This window comes from Leucobacter chromiireducens subsp. chromiireducens (genome assembly GCF_016758255.1).
Taxonomy (GTDB): domain Bacteria; phylum Actinomycetota; class Actinomycetes; order Actinomycetales; family Microbacteriaceae; genus Leucobacter; species Leucobacter chromiireducens.
The window spans coordinates 232,339-248,289 of record NZ_QYAD01000004.1; the positions used below are offsets into that span (position 1 = coordinate 232,339).

The 15,951-nt window shown below is 68.2% G+C and carries 18 protein-coding genes and 1 tRNA gene; 12 read left to right on the plus strand and 7 right to left on the minus strand.

From position 1 onward, the window contains the following. The first annotated feature begins 144 nt into the window (after positions 1-144). Positions 145-906, plus strand: coding sequence for an SDR family NAD(P)-dependent oxidoreductase (locus D3226_RS12075; protein ID WP_202382846.1), 762 nt, complete (start codon positions 145-147; stop codon positions 904-906). Positions 907-1,009: 103 nt separating this feature from the next. Here the strand turns inward: D3226_RS12075 and D3226_RS12080 are convergent. From D3226_RS12080 to D3226_RS12090, 3 genes are all read right to left on the minus strand, one after another. Continuing rightward, positions 1,010-1,094 (minus strand) — tRNA-Leu (locus D3226_RS12080). A gap of 126 nt (positions 1,095-1,220) precedes the next feature. Continuing rightward, positions 1,221-1,709, minus strand: coding sequence for a Cys-tRNA(Pro) deacylase (gene ybaK / locus D3226_RS12085; RefSeq protein WP_202382847.1), 489 nt, complete (start codon positions 1,707-1,709; stop codon positions 1,221-1,223). 50 nt (positions 1,710-1,759) lie between these two features. Then, complete coding sequence (locus D3226_RS12090; protein ID WP_202382848.1) at positions 1,760-3,571, minus strand: DEAD/DEAH box helicase family protein; 1,812 nt, start codon at positions 3,569-3,571, stop codon at positions 1,760-1,762. Positions 3,572-3,641: 70 nt separating this feature from the next. Between D3226_RS12090 and D3226_RS12095 the strand changes: the two genes are divergently transcribed. Both D3226_RS12095 and D3226_RS12100 read left to right on the plus strand, forming a co-directional pair. Then, positions 3,642-4,469 (plus strand): SGNH/GDSL hydrolase family protein, encoded by an 828-nt coding sequence (locus D3226_RS12095; protein ID WP_202382849.1) that lies wholly within the window; start codon positions 3,642-3,644, stop codon positions 4,467-4,469. A gap of 9 nt (positions 4,470-4,478) precedes the next feature. After that, positions 4,479-4,829 (plus strand): spore germination protein GerW family protein, encoded by a 351-nt coding sequence (locus tag D3226_RS12100; protein WP_202382850.1) that lies wholly within the window; start codon positions 4,479-4,481, stop codon positions 4,827-4,829. A gap of 51 nt (positions 4,830-4,880) precedes the next feature. On the opposite strand, the gene gluQRS is transcribed toward D3226_RS12100, so the two are convergent. After that, positions 4,881-5,816, minus strand: coding sequence for a tRNA glutamyl-Q(34) synthetase GluQRS (gluQRS, locus tag D3226_RS12105; RefSeq protein ID WP_202382851.1), 936 nt, complete (start codon positions 5,814-5,816; stop codon positions 4,881-4,883). A 155-nt stretch (positions 5,817-5,971) separates the two neighbouring features. Between gluQRS and D3226_RS12110 the strand changes: the two genes are divergently transcribed. Continuing rightward, positions 5,972-7,318: an FAD-binding oxidoreductase gene (locus D3226_RS12110; protein WP_202382852.1), complete on the plus strand. Its 1,347-nt coding sequence runs from the start codon at positions 5,972-5,974 to the stop codon at positions 7,316-7,318. Positions 7,319-7,414: 96 nt separating this feature from the next. After that, complete coding sequence (gene pdxY, locus D3226_RS12115; RefSeq protein WP_202382853.1) at positions 7,415-8,266, plus strand: pyridoxal kinase PdxY; 852 nt, start codon at positions 7,415-7,417, stop codon at positions 8,264-8,266. Here the strand turns inward: pdxY and D3226_RS12120 are convergent. Together D3226_RS12120 and D3226_RS12125 are read right to left on the minus strand one after the other, a co-directional pair. Further along, on the minus strand, positions 8,263-8,670 hold the full coding sequence (locus tag D3226_RS12120) for a fluoride efflux transporter FluC (protein WP_237462807.1): 408 nt from the start codon (positions 8,668-8,670) through the stop codon (positions 8,263-8,265). The genes pdxY and D3226_RS12120 overlap by 4 nt on opposite strands. Beyond that, positions 8,667-9,110, minus strand: a complete 444-nt coding sequence (locus D3226_RS12125) for a fluoride efflux transporter FluC (protein ID WP_202382854.1) — start codon at positions 9,108-9,110, stop codon at positions 8,667-8,669. The genes D3226_RS12120 and D3226_RS12125 overlap by 4 nt, the downstream gene beginning before the upstream one ends. Positions 9,111-9,258: 148 nt before the next feature. Between D3226_RS12125 and D3226_RS12130 the strand changes: the two genes are divergently transcribed. From D3226_RS12130 to D3226_RS12140, 3 genes are read left to right on the plus strand one after another with little or no spacing between them, the layout of a single operon-like run. After that, on the plus strand, positions 9,259-10,221 hold the full coding sequence (locus D3226_RS12130) for a metal ABC transporter substrate-binding protein (protein ID WP_202382855.1): 963 nt from the start codon (positions 9,259-9,261) through the stop codon (positions 10,219-10,221). Beyond that, a complete protein-coding gene (locus D3226_RS12135) occupies positions 10,218-10,991 on the plus strand; it encodes a metal ABC transporter ATP-binding protein (RefSeq protein ID WP_202382856.1) in 774 nt (257 codons plus the stop codon). The genes D3226_RS12130 and D3226_RS12135 overlap by 4 nt, the downstream gene beginning before the upstream one ends. Beyond that, on the plus strand, positions 10,988-11,866 hold the full coding sequence (locus D3226_RS12140) for a metal ABC transporter permease (protein WP_202382857.1): 879 nt from the start codon (positions 10,988-10,990) through the stop codon (positions 11,864-11,866). The genes D3226_RS12135 and D3226_RS12140 overlap by 4 nt, the downstream gene beginning before the upstream one ends. On the opposite strand, the gene D3226_RS12145 is transcribed toward D3226_RS12140, so the two are convergent. Further along, positions 11,856-12,710, minus strand: coding sequence for a DMT family transporter (locus tag D3226_RS12145; protein ID WP_337248997.1), 855 nt, complete (start codon positions 12,708-12,710; stop codon positions 11,856-11,858). The two genes, D3226_RS12140 and D3226_RS12145, sit on opposite strands and share 11 nt — an antisense overlap. A 112-nt stretch (positions 12,711-12,822) precedes the next feature. Here D3226_RS12145 and D3226_RS12150 point away from each other — a divergent pair, with 112 nt between their 5' ends. From D3226_RS12150 to D3226_RS12165, 4 genes are read left to right on the plus strand one after another with little or no spacing between them, the layout of a single operon-like run. Next, positions 12,823-14,232: an aminotransferase-like domain-containing protein gene (locus tag D3226_RS12150; RefSeq protein WP_202382859.1), complete on the plus strand. Its 1,410-nt coding sequence runs from the start codon at positions 12,823-12,825 to the stop codon at positions 14,230-14,232. A 4-nt stretch (positions 14,233-14,236) separates the two neighbouring features. Next, entirely contained in the window at positions 14,237-14,659 is a 423-nt protein-coding gene (locus tag D3226_RS12155) for a GntR family transcriptional regulator (protein ID WP_202382860.1), read from the plus strand. Between the two features lie 21 nt (positions 14,660-14,680). Further along, positions 14,681-15,163: a MarR family winged helix-turn-helix transcriptional regulator gene (locus tag D3226_RS12160; RefSeq protein ID WP_202382861.1), complete on the plus strand. Its 483-nt coding sequence runs from the start codon at positions 14,681-14,683 to the stop codon at positions 15,161-15,163. Continuing rightward, positions 15,160-15,927: a HEAT repeat domain-containing protein gene (locus D3226_RS12165; RefSeq protein WP_337248986.1), complete on the plus strand. Its 768-nt coding sequence runs from the start codon at positions 15,160-15,162 to the stop codon at positions 15,925-15,927. The genes D3226_RS12160 and D3226_RS12165 overlap by 4 nt, the downstream gene beginning before the upstream one ends. Positions 15,928-15,951: the final 24 nt, after the last annotated feature.

A 15,951-nucleotide genomic window follows, 5' to 3' on the forward strand; every position in this document is an offset into this window, starting at 1 on the left:
CCTCGTGACGCGCAGGCCCCGTGCGGTGGTCCAGGTGATCAGAGCTTCCTGGGAATGCGCCTGCTGCGCGGGACTGGGCCATGGGAGGACACTGATCCCGAGGCCCCGAGCCTCACGCACCCGACTACGAAACGAGGTTCCGTCATGAACACCACCATCGTCCCCGAGCGCTTCACTGGGCAGACCGCAATCGTCACCGGGGCCGGGTCCGGGATCGGCAAGGCAATCGCGCAGCGGATCCTTACCGAAGGCGGCACCGTCGTGGCCTCCGACGTGTCCGCGGAACGCCTCGCAGCGTTTGCTGAGGAGGCCGGCTCAGACAGGCTCCGCACGGTGGTAAGCGATGTGACGAGCGAAGCCGACGTTGCGAAGCTCGTTGCCGCGGCAAATGGCCCGATCGACGCCGTAGCGAACAACGCCGGCATCATGGACGGCTTCCTGCCCGCGCACGAGGTTGAGGACGAGCTCTGGCAGCGCGTATTCGACATCAACGTCATGGGCGTGATGCGCCTCACCCGCGCGGTGCTGCCCGGCATGCTTGAGCGCGGAACCGGCACGATCGTCAATACCGCGAGCGAGGCGGGGATCCGGGGCAATGCGGCGGGCGCCGCGTACACCGCTTCCAAGCACGCGGTGGTCGGCTTCACGAAGAACACGGCGTTCATGTACGGCCGCAAGGGCATCCGAGTGAACGCCGTTGCCCCGGGCGGCGTCGCCACGAACGTCGACGGCACCTTCAAGTCCGACTACGCGGCGCAGCTGATGGGCCCTGCATTCCAGACGCTCGGTTTTGCGCCGGCGACTCCCGAGCAGCTCGCCAGCGCAATCACGTGGCTGCTGAGCGACGACTCGAGCAACGTGAACGGCGTGGTGCTGGCATCGGACGGTGGCTGGTCCGCACAGTAGTCACCCTTGGGGGCTCTCGAGCGTGACCGCACAGCGCACGCGCTTGGGAGTCCCGGGGAATGCAAGAAGCCCCCTCCCGAAGGAGGGGGCTTCTTTGTTCACGTGCGCGGAGGGGGACTTGAACCCCCACGCCCTAATACGGGCACTAGCACCTCAAGCTAGCGCGTCTGCCATTCCGCCACCCGCGCGAACACTGTGACTTGTTCTTCCCGGTTTCTCACCGGCCGAACAGATAGTAATTTAGCACGGAATCGCAACTCCCCTCCAATTCGGCCGGGAACTCGCGCGCGTCGCGCATGATTCCGCCGTTTTTCCTACCGGCCGATTTCTGCGACCACGGCGCCCGTTGCGCTCACGAGGTCGTTCGGGGCGAGCTCGAGGTCAAGGCCGCGCCTGCCGCCGGATACGAGCACGGTGTCGTACGTGAGGGCCGATCCGTCGAGCACCGTGCGGAGGCGGCTGCGCTGGCCCAGCGGGCTGATGCCACCCACGACGTAGCCAGTGCGACGCTCTGCGAGCGCGGGGTCGGCCATCGCCGCCCGCTTGCCACCGAGGGCTGCGGCGAGCGCTTTCAGGTTGAGCATGCCGGAGACGGGCACAATCGCCACCGCGAGGGCGCCGTCAACATCGGCGAGCAGGGTCTTGAACACGCGCTCCTCGGGCACCCCGAGCGCGGCCGCGGCTTCGCCCCCGAAATCGGTGACCGCGGGGTCGTGCGTATAGCTGCGTTCCGTGAATACGATCCCGAGCTTCATGAGCGCGACGGTGGCGGGCGTGGATCCGGCTGCGGCTTTCTTCCCCATGCGTCCCACACTAGCGAGCAGCCGAGCAGCCGAGCGGGCCGCCGGTGTCGCTACGGGCGGAGCCGGCGGCGCAGCAGGTCGATGCGCTTCTGGAGCTGTGTCACTGAGGACTGGGCGACCGGGGGGCCACCGCAGACGCGACGGAGCTCGTTGTGGATCTCCTTGTGCGGCTCTCCCGAGACCTTCGAGTACATGCCCACGAGACTGTTGAGCAGCTTGCGCTGCTCGCCGAGCGTGCGGTGCAGGGCCTCGGGTTGCTGCGCCCGATCGGGTGCGTGTTCGAGAATGCCTTGCTTCTCTGCGCTCGAGCGGGCCTGGCGGGCCTGCCGCTGCTGGAGGAGGGCTCGCACGTCTTGCGGTTCGAGGAGGCCGGGGAAGCCCAGGAACTCGAGTTCCTCCTCGCTCTCCACCTCCGCGTAGCCACCGAACTCAGCGCCGTCGAACACCGCGCGGTCGAAGTGCGCGTCGGAGGAGAGCGCCTGGTAGACGAAACCTTCGCCCTCTGCGAGCTCCTCGGATGCGCGGTCCTCCCGCTCCGCCTCGGCCATGAGCGCGGCTTCCGCGTCCCACATCTCCTCCGCGCTCTTGGGGCCCTCGAGAACGTGACCGCGCTCTTTCTCGAGCTCCGCAGCAAGCTGCATGAGCGCCGGTACGTTGGGGATGAATACCGACGCGACTTCACCCCGACGGCGCGAGCGCACGAAGCGGCCGATCGCCTGCGCAAAGAACAGCGGGGTGGATGAGCTGGTCGCGTACACGCCGACCGCGAGGCGCGGCACGTCGACCCCCTCAGACACCATGCGCACGGCGACCATCCAGCGGGAGTCACCCTTCGAGTACTCGTCGATGCGCTCGGAGGCGCCGCTGTCGTCCGAGAGGATGAGGGCGACCTCCTCCCCCGTGATCGCCTGGAGCTGTTGCGCGTATGCTTTCGCGGCAGCGTGGTCCGTCGCGATGACCAGACCCCCGGCGTCGGGGATCTGCTGGCGCACCTCGGTGAGCCGGCGGTCGGCCGCGCGCAGCACCTTCGAGATCCAGTCGCCCGCCGGGTCGAGCGCCGTGCGCCAGGCCTGAGACGTGATGTCCTTCGTGTTGCCCTCACCGAGGGCGGCCTCCATCTCTTCACCCGCCGAGGTCTGCCAGCGCATCTTCCCCGCGTACACCATGAAGATCACGGGGCGGACGATGCCGTCGGCGAGCGCGCGCCCATAGCCGTAGTCGTAGTCAGTGAGCGACACCTTGGAGCCATCGCCCTGCGGCGCGTACTGCACGAACGGGATCGGCGCCTCGTCCGAGCGGAACGGGGTTCCCGTGAGCGAGAGCCGTCGCTTGGCGGAACCGTAGGCTTCGCGAATCGCATCGCCCCAGCTGAGCGCATCGCCGCCGTGGTGCACCTCATCCATGATGACGAGCGTGTCGGTGTTCTCGGTGAGCAGTCGGTGCTGCACCGGCTTCATCGCGATCTGCGCGTAGGTCACGACCACACCGTGGTACTGGTTGCCGTAGCCGAGGCCGTCGCTGTTTGAGTAGCGAGGGTTCAGCCGAATGCCGGCGCGCATCGCCGCGTCCGCCCACTGCACCTTCAAGTGCTCGGTGGGGGCGACGACGATAATCTGGCGCACGGTGTGGTTGGCGCGGAGGATCGCGGCGAGACGCAGCGCGAAGGTCGTCTTGCCTGCGCCGGGGGTCGCTGAAGCGAGGAAGTCCCGAGGCGCAGCCTCCAGGTACTTCCTGATCGCCTCCTCCTGCCAGGCGCGCAGCGTGCCGGCGGTGCCGTGCGCCGCGCGCTCGGGATAGGCGGGCGGCAGGTGCTCGGCGGCGCTGGTCCCCGGCAGGTGGAGGCCCGGGTCCGAATCTGTCACAGCGCCCTAGACTATCGGTACTACGTGCACACCACTTCCGGTGGGCCGCGGGAGAATGAGGAGTTTCGGTATGGCACAGGATGGGACGGGTGTAGAGCTCCCCTGGTCGCGCTTCGTGGCCATTGGCGATTCCTTCACCGAGGGTGTTGGTGATCCTGACGCAGACAGCCCGGGCGGGTTGCGCGGCTGGGCCGACCGCTTCGCCGAGGTGCTCGCCAGCACCGACGAAGACTTCTCGTACGCAAATCTTGCGGTGCGCGGCAAGCTCATCCAGCAGATCGCGGACGAGCAGGTGGCGGTAGCGCAGGATCTGCGTCCCGACCTCATCAGCGTGTGCGCGGGCGGCAACGATGTGATCCGCCCCGGCACCGATCCCGACGAGGTTGCGGAGAAGCTCGACCAGATCGTCACCCGGCTCTCTGAGACGGGCGCGACGATCCTCCTGTTCACGGGCGTCGACACCGCGTTTCAGCCGGTCTTCCGCAGCATTCGCGGCAAGGTCGCGATCTTCAACGAGAACGTTCGCAAGGTGGCTCAGCGCCACGACTGCGTGGTGGTGGACCAGTGGTCGATCGCAGAGCTGCAGGACAGCCGTTTTTGGGCGGGTGACCGCCTGCACCTCAATGCGCTCGGTCACCACACGATCGCCCGCGCCGCGCTCGACGCACTGAACGTGCCCCACGATCTTGGTCCCCTCGACCCGCCGCCGCTCCCCGAGCGCAACTGGCGTGAGGCCCGCAAAGAGGACGTCGTGTGGGCGCGCGAGCATCTCGTGCCCTGGGTGATTCGCCGGATTAAGCACGTCTCGTCGGGCGATGGCATTGTGGCGAAGCGCCCGGAACCCGCAACCGTGTTCCAGCCACGCCATGGGGCTGACGTGGCGGAGTCGAACGAGTAGGCTGACGACATGGCATCTCTCACGAAGCAGCTTGCAGACACCGTGACGCAGGTCGGGGTGCACTCCGCATATGGAGCACCCGTCGACGTTGACGGCACCACGATCATGCCGGTCGCGTGCACCACGTACGGCTTTGGGGCCGGCGAGGGCTCCGGCGACGGCGAGGGCAGCGTGTCCGGCACCGGCGAGGCGTCGGGCGGCGGAGGCGGCGGCATGTCGATCCCCGTGGGTGCGTACGTGACCCGCGACGGTCGCACCCGCTTCGAGCCGAACCTCATCGCGCTGCTCGTCGTGGCAGTCCCCTTCGTGTGGGTGGCGGGTCGCGCGCTCTCGCGCATCATCCGCGCGCTCAAGCGCTAGGTCTTCGGGCAACAGAGACGCTTTAGCGCGAGGCGCGATCCGGCGGGCCGCTCAGGCAGGCAGCCAGATGAGTGGTCCGCGCGGCAGCAGCTCGGGATCGAAGCGCTCCGCGAGCTGCGCGGTGGTCACGACGTCCCCCGCCCGGGCAAGGTCAAGTGACGCTGCGAGTTCACTCAGCACCCGCGCAGCGGACACCCCGCCGGCGCGAAGCTCGGCGAGGGTCACTGCACCGTCGCGCTTCGCGAGGCGTTTTCCCGTCGGCCCGAGCACGAGCGGAACGTGCGCGTACTCGAGCGCTGGCGGGCTCGGCAAACTCAGCAGGCGCTGCAGCAGGATCTGCCGTGGCGTGGACGGCGCAAGATCGTCCCCGCGCACAATCTGGTCGACCCCCATCGCCGCATCATCCACGACGACGGCGAGGTTGTACGCCACAGTTCCGTCGCCGCGACGCAGCACGAAGTCGTCAATCTCTCCGTGCAGCTGATCCCCCAAGACGCGGTCCGTGTACTGCGGCGCCGCCGTGCCCGCCGGCACGCGCAGCCGCAGCGCTGGCGTGCGAGGCAGAATCCGCTCGCGCGCGGCCTCTCGCTCGGCCAGGCTCAGCTCGCGACAAGTGCCCGGGTAGGCACCCGGCGGCGCGTGCGGCGCAGTAGGCGCCGCGAGAATGTCCTTCCGCGTGCAGAAACACTCGTATACGAGCCCAGCATCGGCAAGCTGCGCGATCGCCGCGGCATGGTCCTCACCGCGGGCAGATTGCAACACGGGCTCGTCATCCCAGTCGAGGCCGAGTTCGGCCAGGTCGTCAAGCTGGCGCAACGCGCTCCCTGCGTCGCGCGCACGGTCGAGATCCTCGATCCGAATCAAAAATCTGCGGCCGCTCGTGCGCGCGAACAACCAGGCCAACAGCGCGGTGCGCAGGTTTCCAAGGTGGAGGTCTCCCGAAGGGCTCGGGGCATAGCGGCCTGCCCCCGTCGCGCGTACTGGCATGCGCCCATCTTCCCACGCAGCGGGTTGGGTGACACGCCGGCGCGGTCCATAGACTCGAGGGGAACGCGCGGCGCAGCGCGGCAAGCTGCCGTGTGCGCGGGGATCCCGCGCCGCCGCCCACCGCCGCAATCCCCGTACCGACAAGGAAGACGACTATGGCTGATCTGCAGGACCTCGAACGCCTCCTGGGAGACCGACTGGTACGCGATGCCTCGGTGCTTGCCGAGCTCTCGCACGACAGCTCTCGGGTGGGCCCTGAGGGGGCGCCGCGCGCCGCCGTGCGTGCGACGAGCACCGCCGATGTCTCGGCCGCGCTCGCATGGGCGCATGAGCACGACGTGCCGGTGAGCGTGCGTGGGGCAGGCACCGGGCTCGCGGGCGGGGCGAACGCCTATCCGGGCGGGCTCGTCGTCTCGCTTGCAGACATGACGGAAATCGTCGAGATCGACGCGGCGAACCGCACGGCGACCGTGCAGGCGGGCGTGATCACCGCGCAGCTCGACGCTCGCGCGCGCGAGGCCGGTCTCTTCTTCCCACCGGATCCGGCGAGCGCCCGCACCTCAACCATCGGCGGCAACATCGCGACGAACGCGGGTGGCCTCCGCTGCGTGGCACACGGGGTGACGAACGACTCGGTTGCCGCACTCGTCGTGGTGCTTGCTGACGGCCGCGTCATGCGCACCGGCGCACGCACCCGAAAGAACGTGGTCGGGTACGACCTCACGAGCCTGTTTGTCGGATCAGAGGGGACGCTCGGCGTCGTGACCGAAGCGACAGTCCGTCTGAAGCCGATTCCGCCGGGCACCCCGCGCACCTTCCGCGCCAGCTTTGACACGCTCGAGGCCGCGGGCAGCGCCGTGACCGCGATCGTGAACGGAGACGCACAGCCCGAAGTGCTCGAACTCATGGACGCGCTCAGCGTCGAGATCATCGAGTCGTTCCAGCCGAGCGGGCTCACCGTTCCCGCGGGCGCGATGCTCGTCGGGCAGACCGTGGGGCTCGACGCAGCGGCGAAAGCCGAGTCGATCACGGCGACCTGTCGCGCGCAGGGCGCAACCGAGACGGAGATCTCCGACACCGACGCGCTGCTCGAGGCGCGTCGGCTCTCGAACCCGGCGCTCAACGCGCGCGGACTGAAGATCGGTTGCGACGTCGGGGTCCCCGTTGCCGCGCTCGCCGAGGTGTTTCACGGCATCGCCGAGATCTCCGAGCGCCACGGCAAGCGCGTATCGACGGTGGCTCACGCGGGCGATGGAAACCTCCACAGCACAGTGGAAGCGCCCGACGATGCGGCGGGCATCGCCGCGGCCGACGCGGTGATCGACGACATCACGAAGCTCGCAATCTCACTGGGCGGGACGATCTCGGGTGAGCACGGCATCGGCTCGGTGAAGCAGCACGAACTCCCCTGGCAGCTCGACGAAGCGGCGCTCGATGTGCAGCGTGCGATCAAGCTCGCGCTTGATCCTCGGGGGATCCTCACGCCCGGGCGGGGAATCTAGCGAGGTCGCGCCACCCGTCGGCGGAAGCGCCGGCGAGTGGTCCACTTCCACGGGAACAGACTGGTCCACCGCGTGGGCCAGTGGGAGGATCGGCTCATGCGTATCCTCTCCATTCAGTCCGCCGTCGCCTACGGCCACGTCGGCAACTCGGCTGCGGTCTTCCCGCTGCAGCGCCTCGGCGTCGAGGTCATGCCCGTGCACACCGTCCTCTTCTCGAACCACACCGGCTATGGTGCCTGGCGCGGGCCCATGCTCACGGGCGACGACGTGCGCGAGGTCGTGACGGGCATCGAGGAGCGCGGTGGCCTGGCCGGCGTCGACGCGGTGCTTTCCGGATACCAGGGCGGCGACAGCATCGGCGACGCGATTCTCGATGCGGTGGCCCGAGTGAAGCGGCACAGCCCTGACGCGATCTACGCGTGCGATCCAGTCCTGGGCAACGCGCTCTCAGGCTGCCACGTGGCACCCGAGGTACAGAATCTGATTCGGGATCGCGTCGTTCCGCAGGCCGATCTGATCACGCCAAATCAGTTCGAGCTCGGCTTCCTCACGGGGACCTCCCCCGACACGCTCGAATCGACGCTCGCGTCAGCCGACCTCGCCCGCGCCCAGGGGCCGAGCACCGTGCTCGTCACGAGCGTCGCGCGGCCCGAGGCGCCGGAGGGGACGATCGAAATGCTCGCCGTCACCCCCGAGGGTGCGTGGCTGACCCAGACCCCGCGCCTACCCATCAAGGCGAACGGTTCAGGCGACGTCACTGCCGCGCTCTTCACGACCCACCTGCGCCGCACAGGAGACCCCGCAACCGCGCTGACACACACGGCGGCGAGTGTCTACGAGCTCCTCGAGCACACCCTGGCTTCAGGGGAACGCGAACTGCAGCTCATTGCCGCTCAGGAGGCGTACGTTGCCCCGCAGTACAGTTTCACCGCGGAGCGAGTGCGCTAGGCAATTCCCCCGCTCGGCGCGGCCAGTGCGGCGCCGAGTGCAATGCCCAAGAGTGCGAGAGCAACCGCGACGAGGAGCACTCCCACGGCGTTGAGCAGCGCCGCTGCCGGTCGCCGTTCAAGGATCATGCGCGCGGTGTCGAGACTCGCGGTGCTGAAGGTCGTGTATCCGCCGAGGAAGCCACTTGCGAGCACGCTCCACAGCGGCTCGGCGAGCACGACGCCCGCGAGTATCCCCAGCACGAACGAACCGGACAGGTTGACGACGAGAATCCCCCAGGGGAAGCGCTCGCGCAGCCGAGCGGGGATCCACTGGTCAACGGCAAAGCGCGCCGCCGCGCCGAGACCACCACCCAGGGCTACACCGATCACGGTGAGCATGCCCCACCCTCCTGAGGACGTCATCCACCGCCCCCTCGAACGACCCCGGGCTCGCCGCGTCGCCCGCGCAGGGCACGCCCAAGCGCGATGCCAACCAGGCTCGCCGCAAGTCCTCCGAGCACTGTCGCGCTCGCGTAGCCGAGGGCAAGAAGAATTGTGCCGGAACGTAGCATCTCCGCGAGCTGCGTGGCCAACAAGCTGTACGTTGTGAATCCCCCGAGCACCCCCGTGCCCGCAAGAAGCTGAGCGCGGCGCCACCGCGGCCGAGCAGCCACCACCTCAACAAGCAGTCCAAGCAGGGCTGCGCCGAGGATATTCACCGCGAGCGTGGCGATCGGCCACCCATCGCGCACTCCGACCCACTCTCCCACGCCAAACCGAGCGAGGGATCCGAGCGCGCCCCCGGACGCGACGAGGGCAACGTCCCTGAGTCGTGCACCGATCCCGGATGCCGCGTCTGACATCGCCGCTCCCTTCGCTCCGCGCGCCCCATCCTCCCATTGAGCTCACGACTGTGCGCGGCGCGGCTCGCCCAGAATTCGCTTTTTCGATCATTCAATGTTTAAAGTTAGGCTATCCGAACTTTCAATTTCGACACAGTGAAGGAAGTCCATGAACGCTCATCTCAGCGCCCGACGCTCTGCGCGACTCCGCGGTACGCTCGGCGCAAGCGCCGTCCTCACGGCGGCTAGCGTGCTGCTCGCCGGGTGCTCCACCTCGGCGGCGAACAGCGCGTCTGATCCGGCAGACGATCGGCCAGTAGTGCTCACCACCTTCACGGTGCTCGCGGACATCGCGGAGAACGTGGCGGGCGATCATCTTCGCGTTGCCTCCATCACCAAGGTGGGCGCTGAGATCCACGGCTACGAGCCCACGCCCGGAGACATTGCGCGCGCATCTGAGGCTGACCTGATTCTCGACAACGGGCTCGGCCTCGAGGCCTGGTTCGCCAAGTTTGTCGATCAGCTCGACGTGCCGCACGTGGTGGTCACGGAGGGCATCGAACCGCTCGAAATCACCGCAGACGCGGATGCGGGGAAGCCGAACCCGCACGCGTGGATGAGCCCACGCGTCGTGCAGCAGTACGTCGACACGATGGCCGACGCATTCGCGACGCTTGACCCGGCACACGCAGACGATTACCGCAGCAATGCAGTCGCCTATCAGGCGGAACTGCAGGAGGTGCAAGATGAGCTCAGTGCTGAGCTTGCCACGCTCCCGGAGCAGCAGCGCGCGCTCGTCACCTGCGAAGGGGCCTTCTCCTACCTCGCGCGCGACGCGGGCCTCACCGAGCAGTACATCTGGCCGGTGAATGCCGAGCAGCAGGCGACGCCGCGTCAGATCGCTGAAGCCATCGAGTTCGTGCGGGCGAACGACGTGCCTGCCGTGTTCTGCGAGTCGACCGTTTCCGATGCACCCATGCAGCAGGTGGTCCAGGCAACGGATGCCGTCTACGGCGGCACCCTCTACGTCGACTCGCTCTCCGAGCCCGACGGCCCCGTTCCCACCTATCTCGAACTCATCCGCCATGACGCGGACACGATCACCTCAGCGCTCACCGGAGGCGCACGATGAGCACACACTCGACGGACACCCTGCCCGCGATCCGTGTACGCGATGTCACGGTCCGCTACGGCGACGTGCTCGCGCTCGACGGGGCGAGTCTCGACGTCATGCCCGGTCGGGTGACCGGCCTCATCGGCATGAATGGCTCGGGAAAGTCGACGCTCTTCAAGTCAATCATGGGGGCGGTGCGGCCAGACCGAGGCGAAGTTCTCCTCGCAGGCGGCACTCCGGCAGCCGCCCGCAAGAACGGTCGCGTCGGGTACGTTCCCCAGAGCGAGGCCGTGGACTGGGCGTTCCCCGTCTCGGTGCGCGATGTGGTCATGATGGGACGCTATGGACACCTCGGCCCGGCCCGGCGTCCACGCGCGGTCGATCATGCTGCCGTTGCCGAAGCGCTTGAACGCGTCGAGCTCACCGACTTCGCCGAGCGCCAGATTGGTCAGCTCTCGGGGGGCCAAAAGAAGCGCGCGTTTGTCGCACGCGGTATCGCTCAGGGGGCGCAGATCCTGCTCCTCGATGAGCCGTTCGCCGGTGTCGACAAGCGATCAGAAGCAATGATCGTGCGCTTGCTCCGTGAGCTCGCCGCTGGCGGCAGCACGGTCCTCGTCTCCACCCACGACCTGCACGCGCTGCCCGCGCTCGCAGATGAGGCAGCCCTCCTCCAACGCCGTGTGCTCTTCCACGGCGACGTGCGCGAAGCACTCACCCCCGAACGCCTCGCGCTCACCTTCGGTCTCGGCGCACACACCCCTGACCTTGACCCCCGGAGCCTCGTATGAACCCCCTCGATTTCCTCCTCGAACCCTTGCAGTACGAGTTCATGACTCGGGCGCTCATCACTACCGTGATCGCCGCGGTGGTGTGTGCGCTACTCTCCTGCTGGCTCGTGCTCGTGGGGTGGTCACTCATGGGTGACGCGGTCTCGCATGCCGTACTTCCCGGAGTGGTACTCGCCTATGTCGTGGGCGCACCGTTCGCCATTGGTGCGCTCATCTTCGGTTTCCTCGCCGTCGCGCTCATTGGCGGAATCCGCAGCACCAGTCGGGTGAAGGAGGACGCCGCAATCGGGATCGTGTTCACAACACTCTTCGCCCTTGGACTCGTGCTGATCTCAGTCACCCCGAGCGAGACCGACCTCAACCACATCATCTTCGGCAACATTCTCGGCGTCTCATCCGCCGAACTGACGCAGATCGCCATTCTCGCTGCCGTCGCGTTCACCGTGCTCGTAGTGAAGCGCCGAGATCTGACGCTGTACGCATTCGACCCAACGCACGCGCAGGCCATCGGCCTCAACCCGCGGCTGCTCGGCGCGCTCCTTCTTGGCTTGCTCGCGCTGACCGCGGTGGTTGCGCTGCAGGTGGTTGGCGTGATCCTCGTGGTGGCGATGCTCATCATCCCTGGGGCAACCGCATACCTGCTCACCGATCGGTTTGGCCGCATGCTGCTGATCGCACCGATCCTTTCCGCAGGCTGCGCGGTCATCGGGATCTTCCTCAGCTACTGGCTCGATGCCGCCTCGGGCGGTCTCGTCGTGCTGGTGCAGGGCGCAGCGTTCACCATCGTGTACCTGCTGAGCCCGCGCCACGGGCTGCTGGCCAAACAGCTCACGCGCGCGCGGGGTCGGCGGGCGGAGCTCGCGGCTACCGCGTAATTCGTGCTCTCACCGCGGCGCCCGCGCAGACAATCACTGCCACACCACCCAGCAGCGTGGCGGCGCTCACCGCCTCGCCGAGCAGGAGGGCGGCCCATACAATGCTCAGCACCGGTTGCACGAGCTGCACTTGACTCACGCGAGCCATTGGGCCAATCGCAAGTCCCCGATACCACGCAAAGAACCCGAGGTACATGCTCACCACCGCAAGGTACGCGAACGCGAGCCACTGAGTGGGCGTCGCCGTGGGAATCCCGTTCGGGATCGACACGACGGTGCCCACCAGCATCCCAGGGAACGCGATGACGAGCGCCCACGACACGGTCTGCCATGCGCCGAGTTCGCGTGCAAGAAGCCCGCCCTCGGCGTACCCCAGGGCGGCGAGCAGTACAGCACCAAAGAGCAGGAGGTCCGCCCACCCCGGCGTGCCGAGCCCGCCAGCATGAACCGCCACAAAGGTCACCGCTGCAGCCACGCCGAGCACGGTGGCAATCCAGAAGCCACGACTCGGGCGCTCCCCCGTGCGCCACACGGTCACCACCGCCGTGGCAGCGGGGAGCAAACCGATCACCACCGCGCCGTGACTTGCCGGCACCGAGGTGAGCGCAAACGAGGTGAGGAGCGGAAAACCAAACACTACGCCGAGCGCCACAAGTGCGAGCCTGCGCCACTGCGCCCCGCGCGGAAGACACTGCCGCGTGAGTGTAAGCGCCGCAGTGGCGAGCAGCGCAGCGACCACGGCACGGGCGCAGCCCACGAAGAGCGGCGGCAGCCCGGCAACCGCCACGCGCGTGAGCGGCACAGTGAAAGAGAACGCGACCACCCCGAGCAGGCCCCAGCCGATTCCGGCGAGACCGTTGTCGCCACCCCAGCCGCCGCGTGTACTGGTCCCGCCGACACGTGCGTCGCTAGATGGCACTGTGTGCTTATTTTCGATAGCGCTACTATTGCTTTTCATGCAACAGAGTAGCACTGATCGCATCATCACCGAGCTCGAGCGTTGGATCTCAGGGGCGGCAGCCGGCGCACAGCTCCCCTCCGGTAGGGAACTCGCAACCAGGTTCGGTGCGGGCCCGGTCACCGTGCAGCGCGCGATGCATACGCTCGCCGAACGCGGGCTCATCGAGAGCAGGCCTGGCGTTGGCACGTTCGTTCGGCGCATCCGCGCACAGACGCCCGCCGACTACTCCTGGCAAACGGCTGCGCTTGCCCCCGGCCAGGCGAGCACCACCGCGCTCCCCCACGCACAGCGCTCGGTAGCGCCCGGCACAATCGAGCTGCACTCGGGCTACCCGGTGCAGGAGCTCCTCCCCGCAGGGTTGGTCCGTGCCGCAGCCGCGCGCGCGGCACGCACGCCCGACGCACTCACTCGCGCCCCCGCTGCGGGACTCCCCGCGCTGCAAGCCTGGTTTGCAGCCGAGCTGGGCACGGACCCCGAGAGCGGCACTGTGCATGCGGCGAGAGAAGTGAGTATCGTGCCGGGCAGCCAGAGCGCGCTCAGCTCGGTGTTCCGCGCACTTGTGGGCGCGGGCGGCGCGCTCGCGATCGAGTCGCCGAGCTACTGGGGAGCGCTCCTCGCGGCGCACCAGGTGAGCGTGCGCCTTATTCCGATCGCCTCCGGCCCGGCGGGGCCTGACCCAGAGGAACTTGCACGGGCGCTCCACGAATCTGGGGCACGCGCGTTCTACGCCCAGCCGAGCTTCGCAAACCCGCAGGGCGGGCAGTGGGGCGCGGAGCGGGGCCGCGTCATCCTCGACGTACTCCGCGAACACCGTGCGTTTCTCATCGAAGACGACTGGGCCAGAGACTTTGGCATCACCCCACCGACACCACCGCTCGCTCGCGCTGACCGCGACGGTCGCGTCGTCTACATTCGCTCGCTCACCAAGAGCCTCTCACCGGCGGTGCGGGTCGGCGCGGTGATTGCGCGAGGCCCCGCACGCGACCGCATCCTTGCCGACCTGGTCGCTGAGACGATGTACGTGAGCCCTCTGCTGCAGTCGATCGCTCATGATGTCGTGACGAGCTCCGGGTGGCGCACCCACCTGCGAGCGCTGCCTGAGCTCCTTCGTCACCGACGCGACGCACTGCTCGACGCGCTGGCGACTCACGCCCCCGCGGTTCACGTGGCGGCCGTCCCCCAGGGAGGGCTCAACGTGTGGGCTCAGCTACCGGCGGGCACAAACGCCCAGCGCACCGTCCGCGACTGCGAGGCACGAGGCCTGGCGGTCGCGGCGGGCGATGCGTGGTTTCCCGCAGAGCCCCCAGCGCCTCACCTGCGGCTGAACTTCGCGGGCCCCGAGCCCGAGCGGTATCCCGACGCGGCGCGAATCCTCGGCGAGGTGCTCACCGCACAGCTAGGCTGAGCGCATGACCGACCCAGCCGAGCACGACGCCGCACCTCTCGCGAAACTGCTTGCGTTTCGCGCCGATCCACAGCGCGCGGCGCCCCCGGCGCACCAGCTTCGCGAGCACGTGTTCACTGCAATCCAGAGCGGCGAGCTCGCTCCCGGCACACGTCTCCCGACCGTTCGCGCACTCGCCGACGCGACCGGGCTCGCCCCCAATACCGTTGCGAGCGCCTACCGAGCACTCGACGATGCCGGCGCCATCGAGGGGCGCGGGCGGGCAGGAACGTTTGTTTCGCTCGCGGCGCGCGGTGACGCCGAGGCGCACCGCGCCGCGTTGGAGTTCGCCGAGCGAGCCCACGTACTTGGCATCACCCTCGAGCAGGCGATCGAACTCGTGCGCGAGGCGTTCCGGGCACAGTCGGGGTCTTCGAAAACTCGTTAAGCACTTGATAGTGTTGAGGTCATGGATCCTCGCATCGATATGAAGCACGAGCTGCTACTCGAGCACGCCGCTCAGCGCTCTGCCGCGGCACGCACAATTATGGCCGTGCTGCAGACCGCGACAATGATCGATCGCGCCTGTGCCGCGCAGCTTGCGCGACACGATCTCTCAGAGGGCAGACTCTCCGTGCTGCTCGCCGTCGCGCGGCGCGGCAACGCCACACCAGCCGAGCTCGCTGAAGATCTGGATGTCACGCGCGCCGCAATCACGGGACTCTGCGACGGGCTCGTGCGGCAGGAACTCATTGCCCGCGGTCCCCATCCGAGCGACCGTCGCTCACTCACCATCACGCTCACCCCCGCGGGCGAGCGCACCCTCGATGCACTGAGCCCCGAGTACGGCGCGTGGATCGGGGAGCTCGCCGCGGGCCTCGATCAGACCGCACTCAGCGGCGCGCTCGCCACTCTCGGTGCGCTGCAGGCGCAGCTCGAGGAGCGCGAGTGATTGCCGGTGCGAGCAGCATGCGCGCGATCCCGGCGGATCACCTTGCCGCACTCGAGGCAGGAACCGCCGAGGCGCGGACGCTGAGCGAGGCGCTCGCAATCGATCACGGTGCGCTGCTCCGCGCAGCGATCCCCGCCGCCTCTGCGAAGTTGCGCGAGGCAGCAGATGCCACCCAACAGCTCGGCATCCTTCGCCGGATGCACGCCGTTGGCACGGCCCTGCACCGCTTCTTACCGCCCGCGGAGCTCTCGCTGCTCGCCGAGCACCCCTCCGACACCGTTCGCGGCTGGTGGTGTTTTGCTCTCGCCGCCGACCAGCAACGCGAGCTCCCAGAGCTACTCGCGGCGGCGGCTCCCCGAGCGGACGACCGCTGCTTCACCGTGCGCGAGTGGGTCTGGATGGCCCTGAGACCCCGCCTCACGGAAGATCTTCCGCAAGCGATATCGCTCCTCACGCAGTGGACCGGGTCCACGTCCGCGTACGTACGCCGCTTCGCGAGCGAGTCGCTTCGCCCCCGAGGCGTGTGGGCGAAGCACATCGCCGAGTTCACGAGCACGCCAGCACTCGGGGAACCGCTCCTCGAACCGCTCCGCGCCGATCCCGATCGATATGTCCAGGACTCGGTAGCAAACTGGATCAACGACGCATCGAAGACGCAGCCCGACTGGGCGCGGGCAATCATCGCGCGGTGGTTGCGGGAAAGCCCCTCTCAGGCAACCGAGCGCATCGCCCGGCGCGCGCTGCGCTCCCTCCCCTCGGAGTAGCCGCCGCGGCGAGAATGCTCCCGC

Excerpts from the sequence above, each read along its gene's own strand:
- D3226_RS12075 (WP_202382846.1), top strand. The coding sequence starts at position 145 with ATGAACACCACCATCGTCCCCGAGCGCTTCACTGGGCAGACCGCAATC.
- D3226_RS12095 (WP_202382849.1), top strand. The coding sequence starts at position 3,642 with ATGGCACAGGATGGGACGGGTGTAGAGCTCCCCTGGTCGCGCTTCGTG.
- D3226_RS12130 (WP_202382855.1), top strand. The coding sequence starts at position 9,259 with ATGAACGCTCATCTCAGCGCCCGACGCTCTGCGCGACTCCGCGGTACG.
- D3226_RS12125 (WP_202382854.1), bottom strand. The coding sequence starts at position 9,110 with ATGTCAGACGCGGCATCCGGGATCGGTGCACGACTCAGGGACGTTGCC.
- D3226_RS12155 (WP_202382860.1), top strand. The coding sequence starts at position 14,237 with ATGACCGACCCAGCCGAGCACGACGCCGCACCTCTCGCGAAACTGCTT.
- gluQRS (WP_202382851.1), bottom strand. The coding sequence starts at position 5,816 with ATGCCAGTACGCGCGACGGGGGCAGGCCGCTATGCCCCGAGCCCTTCG.
- D3226_RS12140 (WP_202382857.1), top strand. The coding sequence starts at position 10,988 with ATGAACCCCCTCGATTTCCTCCTCGAACCCTTGCAGTACGAGTTCATG.
- D3226_RS12160 (WP_202382861.1), top strand. The coding sequence starts at position 14,681 with ATGGATCCTCGCATCGATATGAAGCACGAGCTGCTACTCGAGCACGCC.
- pdxY (WP_202382853.1), top strand. The coding sequence starts at position 7,415 with ATGCGTATCCTCTCCATTCAGTCCGCCGTCGCCTACGGCCACGTCGGC.
- D3226_RS12150 (WP_202382859.1), top strand. The coding sequence starts at position 12,823 with ATGCAACAGAGTAGCACTGATCGCATCATCACCGAGCTCGAGCGTTGG.
- ybaK (WP_202382847.1), bottom strand. The coding sequence starts at position 1,709 with ATGGGGAAGAAAGCCGCAGCCGGATCCACGCCCGCCACCGTCGCGCTC.
- D3226_RS12120 (WP_237462807.1), bottom strand. The coding sequence starts at position 8,670 with ATGACGTCCTCAGGAGGGTGGGGCATGCTCACCGTGATCGGTGTAGCC.
- D3226_RS12135 (WP_202382856.1), top strand. The coding sequence starts at position 10,218 with ATGAGCACACACTCGACGGACACCCTGCCCGCGATCCGTGTACGCGAT.
- D3226_RS12100 (WP_202382850.1), top strand. The coding sequence starts at position 4,479 with ATGGCATCTCTCACGAAGCAGCTTGCAGACACCGTGACGCAGGTCGGG.
- D3226_RS12110 (WP_202382852.1), top strand. The coding sequence starts at position 5,972 with ATGGCTGATCTGCAGGACCTCGAACGCCTCCTGGGAGACCGACTGGTA.